12 protein-coding genes and 1 riboswitch are annotated in these 11657 nt (G+C 71.2%); of the genes, 6 read left to right on the top strand and 6 right to left on the bottom strand.

From position 1 onward, the window contains the following. From BH719_RS06270 to BH719_RS06260, 3 genes are all read right to left on the bottom strand, one after another. On the bottom strand, positions 1-1745 hold a 1745-nt coding region (locus tag BH719_RS06270), incomplete at its 3' end, for a carbohydrate-binding domain-containing protein (RefSeq protein ID WP_009743968.1). Positions 1746-1764: 19 nt separating this feature from the next. Next, complete coding sequence (locus tag BH719_RS06265) at positions 1765-2556, bottom strand: polyphosphate polymerase domain-containing protein (protein ID WP_009743967.1); 792 nt, start codon at positions 2554-2556, stop codon at positions 1765-1767. 50 nt (positions 2557-2606) lie between these two features. Continuing rightward, entirely contained in the window at positions 2607-3239 is a 633-nt protein-coding gene (locus BH719_RS06260) for a DUF4956 domain-containing protein (RefSeq protein WP_009743966.1), read from the bottom strand. Between the two features lie 138 nt (positions 3240-3377). Here BH719_RS06260 and BH719_RS06255 point away from each other — a divergent pair, with 138 nt between their 5' ends. After that, entirely contained in the window at positions 3378-4544 is a 1167-nt protein-coding gene (locus BH719_RS06255; RefSeq protein ID WP_009743965.1) for a potassium channel family protein, read from the top strand. A gap of 405 nt (positions 4545-4949) precedes the next feature. On the opposite strand, the gene BH719_RS06250 is transcribed toward BH719_RS06255, so the two are convergent. The 3 genes from BH719_RS06250 to BH719_RS06240 all read right to left on the bottom strand — a co-directional run bounded on the left by BH719_RS06250 (position 4950) and on the right by BH719_RS06240 (position 7905). Further along, the gene (locus BH719_RS06250) at positions 4950-6215 is read right to left on the bottom strand and encodes an MFS transporter (protein ID WP_009743964.1); all 1266 of its coding nucleotides are present in this window, start codon (positions 6213-6215) and stop codon (positions 4950-4952) included. A gap of 9 nt (positions 6216-6224) precedes the next feature. Further along, entirely contained in the window at positions 6225-6854 is a 630-nt protein-coding gene (locus BH719_RS06245) for a TetR/AcrR family transcriptional regulator (RefSeq protein WP_009743963.1), read from the bottom strand. Between the two features lie 379 nt (positions 6855-7233). Continuing rightward, a complete protein-coding gene (locus BH719_RS06240) occupies positions 7234-7905 on the bottom strand; it encodes an SA1002 family membrane protein (protein WP_009743962.1) in 672 nt (223 codons plus the stop codon). A 132-nt stretch (positions 7906-8037) separates the two neighbouring features. Here BH719_RS06240 and BH719_RS06235 point away from each other — a divergent pair, with 132 nt between their 5' ends. From BH719_RS06235 to BH719_RS06215, 5 genes are all read left to right on the top strand, one after another. Further along, positions 8038-8502, top strand: a complete 465-nt coding sequence (locus tag BH719_RS06235; RefSeq protein WP_009743961.1) for a RidA family protein — start codon at positions 8038-8040, stop codon at positions 8500-8502. Between the two features lie 728 nt (positions 8503-9230). Then, positions 9231-9713, top strand: a complete 483-nt coding sequence (locus BH719_RS06230) for a DUF2249 domain-containing protein (protein WP_009743960.1) — start codon at positions 9231-9233, stop codon at positions 9711-9713. Positions 9714-9773: 60 nt separating this feature from the next. Continuing rightward, entirely contained in the window at positions 9774-10247 is a 474-nt protein-coding gene (locus BH719_RS06225) for an SRPBCC family protein (RefSeq protein WP_009743959.1), read from the top strand. A gap of 139 nt (positions 10248-10386) precedes the next feature. After that, positions 10387-10653 carry a ribbon-helix-helix protein, CopG family gene (locus tag BH719_RS06220; protein ID WP_009743958.1) on the top strand — a complete coding sequence of 89 codons (267 nt, stop codon included), beginning with the start codon at positions 10387-10389 and terminating at the stop codon, positions 10651-10653. Positions 10654-10896: 243 nt separating this feature from the next. Next, positions 10897-10999, top strand: a riboswitch (TPP riboswitch). 32 nt (positions 11000-11031) lie between these two features. Beyond that, positions 11032-11640, top strand: a complete 609-nt coding sequence (locus BH719_RS06215) for an ECF transporter S component (protein ID WP_009743957.1) — start codon at positions 11032-11034, stop codon at positions 11638-11640. The last annotated feature ends 17 nt before the right edge of the window (positions 11641-11657 follow it).

Below are 11657 nucleotides of genomic sequence, written 5' to 3'. Positions count from 1 at the left end.
GCCTCGACGCTGCTGGAGCCCGCGGTCACCGTGTAGGTGGAGCCGTTCGCCATGCCCGGCGCGGAGAATATGACGTTCCTGAACGCTTTGGGCGGCGTGAACGAGCCGAGTACCGTGCCCGACGAGTCCGCGACCGTCACGGCGTCCCCCGCGGCGCCGGTGACTTCGGCGCTCACCCAGCCCTGGCCGTCCGTGGAGGTCGGGGTCTCCACCATCTCGTTCGTGGAGACCGCCATGAGGGTGCCGCCCGTGATGGTCATTGCGCCGTTGGAGTCCAGCGCACTGTTCGCCCCGGAGCTCGGGCCGTAGACGGTGACCGTGCCGCCGCTGATGGTGAGCGAGCCGTTCGAGTCCAGTCCGTCGCCGTCCGCGTTCACCGTGAGGACCCCGCCCGTGATGGTGAGCTGCTCGCCGGTGTCCTCCATGGTGCCCGCGCCGTCGGGAGAGGCCGGCTGCGGCGACGCGGTCGACGAGTCCGACTCCTCCTTCGCGGCCAGCCCCGCCTCGACGGTGGTCGAACCGGAGGCGTTGACGCCGTCATCTGTGCTGGTGAGGTCGACCTTCCCGGCGGACACCGTGATCAGGCCGCCCTCGAGGGCCTCGGTGGACCGCGGGACCGTGAGGTCCGCGCCGTCCAGGACCGCCGCGACCTCCGCGTGCGCGCCGTCGTCGCCCGACGAGGCGGTGACCGTGCCACCGCTGAGGCGCAGCGCCCCGTCGGCGTGGATGGCGTCGTCCCCCGAGTCCACGGTCACGGTGGGGGAGCCGCCCGTGAGGACGTAGGTCCCCGCCTTGATGCCCTTGGCGGAGCCGGAGGCGGGCTCGCCGGCCGCCGCCCCGCCGCCGGTGGTGATGTCGACGGAGCCGCCCGTGATGATGGCGTCCGTTTCCGCCGCGATGCCGTCCCCGTCGGCGACGGCCCTCACCGACCCGCCGGTGATGGCGACGTAGCCCTTCGTCTCATCGGAGTCCTGGTCCGACTTGAGGGCGTCCCCGCCCGACGCCACCGCCACCTCGCCGCCCGCGATGGTGAGGGAGTCCTTGCCGCGCAGGCCGTCGTCCGAGGCAGTGGCCGTGATCGTGCCCGAGGCGACGTACAAGTCGTCCTTCGAGGTGATCGCGTCGGAGGCGCCGGAGGTGACGGACAGGGATCCCGCCCCCGTGATCGTGAGGTCCATGTCCGCGTAGACCGCGGCGTTCGCCTCGGCGTCCGCCGTGTATGAGCCGTCGGTGACGGTCGAGCTCCCCACCAGGGAGAGCACCAGGTCGTCGCCGGTGGTCGCCTCGATCGCCGCTCCTGACGACGAGGCGATGGTCGCGTTGTCGAGGATCAGCACGACGCGGTCCCCGTCCCCGGCGGCCACGACGACCTTCCCGCTGAGGGATCCGGTGAGGCGGTAGACCCCCGCCTTCGAAATGGTGACGGTCCCGTCGGCGCTGGACACTCCGTCCGAGGAGCTGGTCGCGCCGGTGCCGCTGAGCGCCACGTCGACCGCGTCGGAGGCGGACCAGTCGGAGTCCTCCACGTGGGAGGCCTTCGCGTTCGCGGCCAGCGCCTCGGCGGCCGTGGGCGGGGCGGTCGTGTCGCCTGCGCCCGTCGCGGAAGCCGGGGCGGCCGTCGTGGCGGCCGCGCCGCTCGCCTGACCGTTCGAACCCGACGAGCAGGCGCCGAGGGCCAGTGCGGAGACGAGGACGACGGCGCCGAGCGCCCGGGCTGGGGTGAATGCTGGTTTCAAGGCTTTCATGGGCGTGTCTTCCTCTCAGTCAGGCTGCGAGCCCGAAATGCCGGGTGAGGACGCGGTTCCACCGGTTGGTGGGCCGCTCCTCGTGGAGCGCGGCCATGGCCGTCGCGTATTTCGAGATCCTGGTGGGCCTGTGTCCATTGCACCACAGGAGGCGGTCGAGGCACGAGGGGGTGGCGGTCCCCTTCGTCTCGACGATGACGAGGCCGGGGCGCGCCAGCGTGCGCGCCGGGCGCCCCCGGGGATCGAGCGCCGCCCACGCGAGGTCGGAGTCGATGGTGGCCCGCGCCCGGCCCCCGGGGAGCAGCAGAGTGGACCGCGAGTAGGACCCCCGCAGCACTGGCTCCACCTCCCGGGCGGCCCCGGGGCGGCCCACGCGCTCGAGGCGGTCGGCCATCCACTCCCGGTGGGCGTCGGTCAGGGGCCCTCCCGCCTCGTGGGGCGCGATCCGCTGCCGTTCCTTGATGGTGGTGCCGCGCGGGCCGCGGGTCTTGACCTCGAGGAACGCCTGGCCGGAGTCCAGGTAGAGGCGGGTGCGCACTTTGAAGCGGCGCCTGCGGGGGCGCGCGGTCATGGAGAACGCGTCCAGCCCGGGTGTGTCGTAGTAGGTGGTGGAGTAGGCGGACACGTCGAGCCCGTCGATGCTCAGCAGGCGCGAGGCCGGGTCCACCAGCGCCAGCACCCTACGGGCCTCCTCGAGCCCCAGGACGTACTTGCGGTCGACACGGGTGAGCAGGGCGGCGCGCCTATTGAGGTCCCCGAGGCCGATGGGCGCGAGGGCGCGGGGCACGACGCGGGTGCGGGTGGTGGGCATTGCTTCTCCTCCTTCTTGCGGGGCTGGTCCTCCGCGCGGGGCCGACCGGCCTATGCGGCCTCGGCGTGGGCGGGGGATTGGGGGTCGGCGCCGACGTGGGGCCGGGCGCCGCGGCGGGGGGACGCCGTGGTGCTCTTCCCGGGCGACTGCTTCGTGCGCACATCGACCAGGGTGAGGTCGTTGACGAGGTCGAGTTTGATGACCCTGGTGGCGACCACGGAGGCCCCCAGGCGCTCCTCGAGGGCGGCGACGAGGGCGTCCTGGTCGGCGATCGCGCTGTCCAGTTGGACGGTTCGCGTCGTGTAACGGCCGAAGACCAGTGCCGAGTCGCCCAGTGCCAGGGCGCCCAGTATGAGGGCGATGAGTCCGATCAGCAGGGGCGTGGCCTGGGTGGACATGCCCGACAGCAGTCCGATCGACAGGGCGGCAAAGTAGTAGGCGATCTCCGTTTGCGAGATCTGGTCCGAGCGCAGGCGGATGATGGACAGGACGCCGAAGAGCCCCAGGCCCAGGCCCGCGCTCACCGTCGAATTGGCCAGGACCGTCGCCACCGCGAGCACGCCGACGTTCACGCCGAGGAAGGCGGCCACCAGGTCGGAGCGGCGGTGGCGTGGGAAGTAGAGTCCGAGAACGAGGACGAGCATGGCCGCGAGGTCGATGCCGATCATCTGCAAGGTGCTCATTGGTGCTCCTCCTTAGGTAACGTTTTGGTTACGATCAATTACTCCATCCATGTCTGGGAGATCCCTGGATTGTTTCTGGGCGACTTTTGGGACTTTCCGGGTATTCCATCTGATCGTGAAGCGATGCACAATAGGTGAATGACGCGCCCCACGAAAGATCCTGATCCGCGTGAGCGGCTCCACAAGAGGTGGGAGCGCCTCACCGAATGGCCGATGATCGCGATCGCCGTCGTCTTCTTGGCTGTCTACTCCGCCGAGGTCCTCACCGACCCCGGGGAGGAGGGCGGCCACGAGGCGGTCCTCGACTGCTGCTGGGCGCTCTTCGCCGTGGACTTCGCCGTCCGCCTGGCCACCGCGCCCCGCAGATGGCACTGGCTGCGCCACAACATACTCGACTTCGCCTCCGTGGCGCTACCCGCGCTGCGGCCGCTGCGCCTCGTGCGGATACTCGCGGCGTTCCGCGTCTTCCAGCGCCGTGCGGAGACAACCTTCCGGGGGCGCCTCGTCCTGTACACGGGCGGGCTGTCCGTCCTGCTCGTATGGATGGGGGCGCTCGCGGTCCTCCAAGCGGAACGCCACGCGCAGGGCGCCCTCATCACGGACGTCGGCCGCGCCCTGTGGTGGTCGCTGGTCACGGTCACCACCGTCGGCTACGGGGACATCTCCCCGGTCACCCCCACTGGGAGGGTCGTCGCCACAGGCTTCATGCTCTTCGGAATCGCGCTGCTCGGCGTGGTCACGGGCCTCTTCTCCTCGTGGATCGTCGAGCGGGTCCGCGACGACGCGGAACAGGCGGCGCGCGGGCCGGGGCGCGCGCCCGGGGGAGTCCTCGGCGGCGCGCAGGCCGGTGCGTGCGGAACGTCGTGGGGCCGCAGGGCCGACGACAGGGCACAGGCCGGTGCGGATGGGGCGGACGGCGGCGGTGTTGGCGCTGCCGCGTGTGGCGGCGCTGGGGGCAGCCTGGGCTGTCCGGACGACGGAGCGGGCAGTCCGGGCGATGAGGGCGCCGCGGCCGAAGGGGGAGCGGCCGCGGGGCCGGGTGCTGCCAGTGCGGATGGGGGAGCGGGCGTCGTGGGGGATGGCGTTGGGCCGGACACCGCCGCCCTCGCCAGGGAGGTCGCCCAGTTGCGCCGCGCGGTCGCGCGCCTCACGCTCCACGTCCAGCGCCTCGACGGCAGTGCGGGGCGCTCGGGCGGTGCTCCTGCCCCGGGGCCGTCGGACCGTCCGCAGGACGGAGCGGAGGAGGGGAGTGGGGAATGGTGCGGTGGCCAGGTCCCGCCAGGTGCCTCAACGGATGTGGACTGAGCGGGGGGCGGCGGGGAGCGGCGGAGGGCCGAGTGGGGACGGTGCCGCGGACGGGCGCGCTGGGGTCGGCTGTGGCGCATTGGGGTAGGCAACGGGTCATTGGGGTAGGCAAATTGCCTGCCCCGATGCGTGGTTTCCTACCCCAATGGGACCGCTGGGCCCGGGAGGGCGCTGGGTTCGGACCGCTGGTTCGGACTGCTGGGTTCGGACCGCTGGGCCCGGAAGGGCGCCGAACGGGTGGCGGCGCTGGGGGGCGCAGGATGACACCAAGCGGGCGGGGCCCGGGACGGCGCTGGGCGCGGCGGCCCTCGCCTCGTAGTGACTAGCCGCCGCCCACCCCGGACTCCGGATCCGGGGGCGCCCCCGCCCATCAATCAGGGCGGGGGCGCACTCGAGTGCGTAGTGTCACGCACGGGTTCGGTCTGCGCGAGCGGTGGTGGAGGCGCGCTCGGCGGCCCATCCGGTGGGCAGGCGCGTCAGGGCGCTGCCGCCCAGAGCGGCGAGCACTGCGGCGGCGATGGCCATCGCAGTGGCGAATCCGGTCTGCTGCACGCCGAAGCCCGTCAGCAGTGGGCCGATCGCCAGTCCCGTGGCGTAGGCGAGGTTGTACAGGGCGAAGGAGCCCCCCAAGGTGGGCGGGTCCGACCTGAACCCCTGTTCGCTGATCAAGGTGGTGGCCGGGGCGAGCAGCAGGGCTGAGGACAGGCCGAGCAGGCCCATGCCGACCCCGGCCTCCCAGACTCCGGTCGAGCGTCCGAGCACCACCAGCGCGGCACCGGCCGCGACGACGCCGATTCCAGTGAGCAGACGGGGGCTCGTCGATGCCACGAACCGCCCCACGATCGGGTTGGCGATGATGCCCGCCAGCGCAGCGACGCCGAAGAGGATGCCGATGGCTGTGGTGGATGCCCGTGCCCCGAGGTGGGCCGGCAGAACCGGCTCCACCGCTGCGAGGACCGCCGCGCCGATGGCAATGGTGGTCACGATGGAGGCGGAACCGGGCACGCGCAGCACCGCGAGGGGGCCGGCCGAGTCGTCGGTGCGCCGGGGCGAGCCTGGGATCAGGGCCAACAGCGCGGCGAGGTCGGCGAGTGCGACGGCGGTGGCGACCAGGAACGGGGAAGCCGGTCCGAGGGCGTCGACCAGGAAGCCGGCCAGGGGCGGGCCGACGAGCACGCCGAGGGTCACGGTCGACATCGCGATGCCCATCATCTGGCCCCGTTCGTCGAATCCAGTCGATGCGGCGATCAGGGAAAGGGCCGCGACCCATGCGACGCCGCCGGCCAAGCCCTGCGCGAAACGCGCTGCCAGCAGCAGCCAGTAGGGACCGCCGGTTGCGAACAGGAGGGTGGCGATTGCCAGCACGATGACGCCGGCCACGAGCAGTCCCTTGCTCCCACGCCGGTCGACCATGCGACCGGCGAAAAGCGTGGCGATCACCATCGCCACGGCGTAGGAGGCGAAGAGGATGCCGGTCGCGGCGGCTCCCCGCTCCACCACGGCGGGCAGCAGTGGGAGGACCGGGATCGCCAGGCCCTGGAGTAGCATGTCAGTGAAGAGGATCGCCCCGGAGACGGCAGTCGCCCGGGCGGGGGTTGCGCGGGGAAGCGCGCCGTCGTCGGGGGCCGCGCCGTCGGGGCGCGGATCGTTGGTGGTCGTATTGGTGGTCATGTGGTTCTTTCATGTTTCGAGCAACCCCTTCACCAGTGCCGCCATCGTGGCGTCGAGCCGGTCGGGTTGCGGAAGGTCATCGGGTCGGGTCACCGCGGCTACGGTGAACCCCTGGAGCAGTACGAGGACGAGGCCCGCGATGTCCCGTGGCGCGACGTTGGTCGCGCCCCTGCGGGAGGCGACGATCCCCTCGATGCGTTCACGCCAGTCGTCGAGCGCGTCGCCCTTGTCGTAGTGTTCGAATGCTTGGGGCGCGACCAGTACCGTCGTCGAGGCCAGGGCCCTGAACGCCCGGTCGCCGGTGATGAGTCGCACGAAGCGCGCGAGCAGTTCTTCGACTGCGCGATGCGCCCGCTCATCGAGTGCGACGGTCCCGTCGGCGCTGCCGGTATCGCCAGTGGCGGGGCTGACCGTGTCGAATAGGCGCTGGCCGTAGTCGGACCAGCCCCATTCGAGCGCTTCCGCCAACAGGGTCCGCTTGTCGCGGAAGTGATGGTGCAACGCGCCCCGCGTCACGCCCGCTCGTTCGGCGATGTGCTCGAACGTCGCCCCCCTCCACCCCTTCTCCTCGAAGGCTATCAGCGCCGCTTCCAGCAGCGCGACGCGGGTCTTGGCCGCGTCCTCAGCTGTTCGTCTCATACATACATGTTAGCTCGTATGTTAAAGAAAGGTAGAAGTTCCTGCTGCCCGGAACTATGGCGCTGTTCACTTGACGAGTGCTGTGAAACGCGCACGGGCGCGCGGTGGCCGGGTGGTCCTGGGCGGGTGCGGGTCGGCATGGGGGCTGGTTGCGGCGTGCTGGGGCTGCCTGAGAGGTGTGTTGGGGTCGGCTGTGGCGCATTGGGGTAGGCAACGGGTCATTGGGGTAGGCAAATTGCCTGCCCCAATGCGTGGTTTCCTACCCCAATGGGACCACTGCGTTCGGACCGCTGGGTTCGGACCGCTGGGCTCGGATCGTTGGGCCCGGACCGCCGGGCCCGGGACGGCGCTGGGCGCGGCGGCCCTCGCCTCGTAGTGCCTAGTCGCCGCCCACCCCGGACTCCGGATCCGGGGGCGCGTCAGGGGGCGCGGAGTGCGCAGCGTGCTTGCGCATGTGCTCGACGGCGATGACGACCCACGTCGAGAAGGCGATGGGCTGCATGACGATATTGAGGTTCTCCGGCGTCAACGCGATATCGAAGGCCATGTTCGTCAAGGACCTGCTCAGGTACGCTTCGAACACCTCCTTGATCCCAGCGAAGTACAACTGGTACACGACCAGGAAGATCGTGAACCACTGGATGAAGTACTCGGCGATCTCGTAGACCTCCTCGTCGGCGGCCAAGTGGAAGCGCAGGGTGAGCACGCGCCTCACCGCCAACTGGATGACGGCCGTGAGCAGCACGAGGACCAGCAGCGTCAGCAGCAGCCACACGCTGCGGAAGTCCCCGAAGCGCGACTGGAGGATCCCGGCGGCGTTCCTGGCGCTGTCGAACGCGTTCGGATCCTTGATGAGCGCCACCGCGCTCAACAGCGCGCCCCCGCCGACGGCCAGGAGCACCAGCAGCAGCGCGTTGCCCAGGGCCGTCAAGGTCAGGAAGGCCAGAGTCCGCAGGAACACGAGGCGCCGGCGCGAGCGCCTGCCGTGCAGGAGCACTCCGAGCACGTACAGCAGCGCGCAGATCAGTCCGATTTGAATGACGATGTCCATAGGGCTCCTTTCCGCCACACTATTGTGCCCGAGGGGCGCGGCGGGCGGGTGCGGCGCCCACGGCCCCGCGCTACCCTGAACGCGGCGCCAGCCCGCCGCACCCGCGCAGGCGCCGCCGCGAAAGGAGCAACCATGACGAAACCCTCAGCGAAGCTGGCCGAACTGGGCATCGAGCTGCCGCCCGTCGCCACCCCCGTCGCCGCGTACACGCCCGCCGTCATCGACCGCGGCGTCGTGCGGACATCCGGGCAGATCCCCGTCGTCGGAGGGGAACCGGTGTGCGTCGGCGCAGTGGGCGAGGGCGGGGTCGACCCCGAGGACGCCAAGGAGGCGGCGCGCGTGTGCGCCCTCAACGCGCTCGCCGCCGCCGCTGCCGCCGCCGGGGGAGTGGACAGGCTGGCGGGCGTCGTGAAAGTGGTGGGCTTCGTGTCCTCGCGCCCTGACTTCTACGGGCAGGCCGGGGTCGTCAACGGCGCTTCCGAGCTGTTCGGCGACGTCTTCGGCTCCGCCCACGCGCGCAGCGCAGTCGGCGTCGCGGCCCTTCCCCTGGGCGTGTCTGTGGAGGTCGAGGCGGAGTTCGCACTGCGCCAGGACTGAGGGCAACCGGTGGTCGGGACGCCCTCCGGGCGCGCCCGCGGGCGTCGTGGCCGCCGGTCGGGGGGCCGTCGCCGCGGTGCCGACGAAGGCCACCGGCGTGGTGACGGCACCGGCTGACGCCGACGCGCGTTGTCGACGATCTGCATGGGATATCGGCACCGACGCGCTTTGTTGACATGAGCGCGCGTTATATCCCCCTCGCGGTGTCGACGACCCCCTCACGTTGCCAACAATGCGCGTCCGTGCCGACCACCCCTCGCGGAGCCGACAGCGCGCGTCCGTGCCGACGCTCCCCTCGCGATGAGATAGCCCCTCGCGGAGCCGACAAGGCGCGTCCGTGCCGACAACGGGTGCCCATGCTCGCGTCCGGGGAGCGCTGCGCCCCCGCAAGGGCCGGGTCCCGGACCGGCTTCCCTGGGGTGCGCACACAAGGGGGCTGATTTACGAAATACGCACCGCACACAAGGGCGGAATCAAGCCCTTGTGTGCGGTGCGGTGTTGTCTAATTCCCGCCCTTGTGTGCGGCACCAAGAAGGGGCGGGGAGTGGGTCCGAGGGGGAGCCGGTGGGCCGGAACGGCGGACCCGTGCCCGCACTCGTGCCCGGGGGAACACGTGCGCCCGCCGATCGGAAGGTCCCCTGCTGTTCCCCGCGACGGCCTGGTTGGGGAACCCTACACTGGTCGCCCGTGGGCACCGAGCCCATGATCGCCTGACAAAAGGAGACACCGTGGCAACCAATCCCGAGGCGGCCCCCGCGGGCGCCCAGACCTTCAAACTGGTCGATGCCAGCACGCAGCCCGCCGCCGACTGCGGCTGCGGCGGGCACGAGGCCCCCGAGGCGGCCCCGTCGGGTTGCGGGTGCGGCGGGCACGAGGCCCCCGAGGCGGCCCCGGCCTCGTCGAGCTGCGGGTGCGGCGGGCACGGCGGCGGTCACCGCCACCGCCACGGGCATGAGCACCGAGGGGGCGCGGGAGTGGTCCACCAGAGCAGCGACGACGAGCTGGTCATCCACTCCATCCCCCGCGTGGTGCGGCACGCCGTGCTCTTCGCGGCGGTGGACAGCCTGCCCGTGGGCGAGAACATCCGGATCCGCGCGCCCCACCAGCCCGAGCCGCTCTTCGCCCACCTGCGGGACTCCTCGTCCCACTACCGCGTGGAGACGCTCGAGGCCGGCCCCAGCTGGCGCTACCGCGTCACCCGCCTGGCCTGATCGGCGCCCCCCGGACCGCGCCGCGGCGCGCGGGGCGGTCCGGGGCGCTACCGTTGTCACATGAGCATCTTCGTTGATGAGCCCGTTGAGGGTGAGAACGACTTCGACCGGGTCGAGACCGACGTCGTGGTGGACGCGACGGTCGAGAAGGCCTGGGCGCTCGTGTCCGAACCCGGGTGGTGGGTCAACGACGGCCCCCTCGGCGACCACGACGTCACCCGGGGCGATGACGGCGTCTACCGCGTCAACGACCCCGAGGCGGGGCAGTGGCTGATCGAGAAGGCCGACGAGGACCCGATGGACGTCGTCGCCTACCGCTGGTACCCCCTGGCCGACGACGAGCTGCCCGACGGCCGCACGACGCGCGTCGAGATCTCGTTGTCCGAGGAGCGCGGCGGCGTCGCCATCCACGTCGAGGAGTCCGGCCTGTCGTCGGTCAGCGACGACGAGGACGTGGTCCGCCAGGCGTGGGAGGACGAGGCCGGCATGTGGGACCAGGTCCTCACTGCCGCCAAGGAGTACCTGGAGTCCTGAGCGCCTGGTGGCGTGAACCGCATGTGGATGGTTGCAGTCACAGCTGCGACCATCCATGTTCGTAGACGCGACCCCGGTGCGGGGACGGTCCGCTGCAGAACTTCCTTACCGAGGTTCTGGGCCGCGAACGGAGGAAACGATGACCACCTACCACCTCAGGGGCGGCGGAACAGCCACGGATGAAGAACTTGAAGCCGAAGCGCGCATGTTCGAAGGGGGGAAGTACCCGGGCCAGTGGCGGCCCGTACCGGGACGGCCGCCCCTCTTCGACGAGGAAACAGCGGCTGTCGCCGTGCGGCTGCCCGTTTCGCAAGTCGAAGCCCTTGATGATCGGGCAGCGGCGTCGGGGAGCACGCGGTCCGAATACCTGCGCGCCTTGATCGCGAAGGACCTCGAAACCGCATGAGAGGACGGATGCTGTGATCCGGCGGTGGTTCCCCCCCACGTCGATCGCAGCGACTCGCGGTGTGGCGGGAACTGGCGGACGACGGGGGACACGTCCCATGCGGCCGATGGTGTTGGCGCGGGCAAAGGCCCTCGACGAGTGGGCCGCGTTCCCTGGCCGGGGCGCCCGGGGACCGCGTCGGCGCAGGTCGGGGCCCGTCCCCGCGCCCGGACTCGCGAGGACGATGGTTAGCCACTATGCTCGCCACTGTGCCACGGGAGCTCACGACGAGCTGAGAAGGGGATGGACCCCGACCGTTGAACCTGAACCGGACCATACCGGCGTAGGAAGGCTTCTTCCCTCGTGGCCGCTGTGCTTGACGAGAGGAGACACCTGAGCATGGCCGAACCACGCACCCCCGCCGCCCCGAAAATGGGATGGCGGGTCATCGATTTCGTCACCGCCGCCGTACTCGCCGTCGCGTGCGGCCTCATCTTCCTGGTGTGGAACCAGGTCGGTGGCGCCGGGTACGAGCTCTTCGGGAACCTGGCCCCCGGCCTCGGCGGCCTGGCCACCGGCATCTGGATGCTGGGCGGGCCCCTGGGCGGCTTCATCATCCGCAAGCCCGGCGCCGCCCTCTTCGTCGAGCTCCTCGCCGCCTCGGTGTCCGCCGCCCTCGGATCCCAGTGGGGCATCACCACCCTGTACTCCGGCCTCGTCCAGGGCCTGGGCGCGGAGCTCTTCTTCCTGCTCTTCGCTTACCGGCGCTACACCATCGCCACCGCCGCCCTGGCCGGGGCCGGCGCCTTCTGCGGCGCCTGGGCCTACGAGTTCGTGACGGGCAACTACGAGAAAGCCCTCTCCGTCAACCTGGTCTACCTGGGCACGGGCGTCGTCTCCGGGGCCCTTCTGGGAGGCGTCCTCGCGTGGGCGCTCACCCGGGCACTGGCCGCCACCGGCGCCCTCGACCGTTTCGCCGCCGGCAGGCAGGCCCGCCAGCGTGTCTGACCCCCGCGCGAACGGCG

This window comes from Pauljensenia hongkongensis (assembly GCF_001746855.1).
Classification (GTDB): Bacteria; Actinomycetota; Actinomycetes; order Actinomycetales; family Actinomycetaceae; genus Pauljensenia; species Pauljensenia hongkongensis.
The sequence above is the reverse complement of the archived record's forward strand: the minus strand, read 5'-3'. Positions and strand labels throughout refer to the sequence as shown.

Excerpts from the sequence above, each read along its gene's own strand:
- BH719_RS06225 (WP_009743959.1), top strand. The coding sequence starts at position 9,774 with ATGAGCATCTTCGTTGATGAGCCCGTTGAGGGTGAGAACGACTTCGAC.
- BH719_RS06215 (WP_009743957.1), top strand. The coding sequence starts at position 11,032 with ATGGCCGAACCACGCACCCCCGCCGCCCCGAAAATGGGATGGCGGGTC.
- BH719_RS06245 (WP_009743963.1), bottom strand. The coding sequence starts at position 6,854 with ATGAGACGAACAGCTGAGGACGCGGCCAAGACCCGCGTCGCGCTGCTG.
- BH719_RS06255 (WP_009743965.1), top strand. The coding sequence starts at position 3,378 with ATGACGCGCCCCACGAAAGATCCTGATCCGCGTGAGCGGCTCCACAAG.
- BH719_RS06250 (WP_009743964.1), bottom strand. The coding sequence starts at position 6,215 with ATGACCACCAATACGACCACCAACGATCCGCGCCCCGACGGCGCGGCC.
- BH719_RS06260 (WP_009743966.1), bottom strand. The coding sequence starts at position 3,239 with ATGAGCACCTTGCAGATGATCGGCATCGACCTCGCGGCCATGCTCGTC.
- BH719_RS06240 (WP_009743962.1), bottom strand. The coding sequence starts at position 7,905 with ATGGACATCGTCATTCAAATCGGACTGATCTGCGCGCTGCTGTACGTG.
- BH719_RS06235 (WP_009743961.1), top strand. The coding sequence starts at position 8,038 with ATGACGAAACCCTCAGCGAAGCTGGCCGAACTGGGCATCGAGCTGCCG.
- BH719_RS06220 (WP_009743958.1), top strand. The coding sequence starts at position 10,387 with ATGACCACCTACCACCTCAGGGGCGGCGGAACAGCCACGGATGAAGAA.
- BH719_RS06265 (WP_009743967.1), bottom strand. The coding sequence starts at position 2,556 with ATGCCCACCACCCGCACCCGCGTCGTGCCCCGCGCCCTCGCGCCCATC.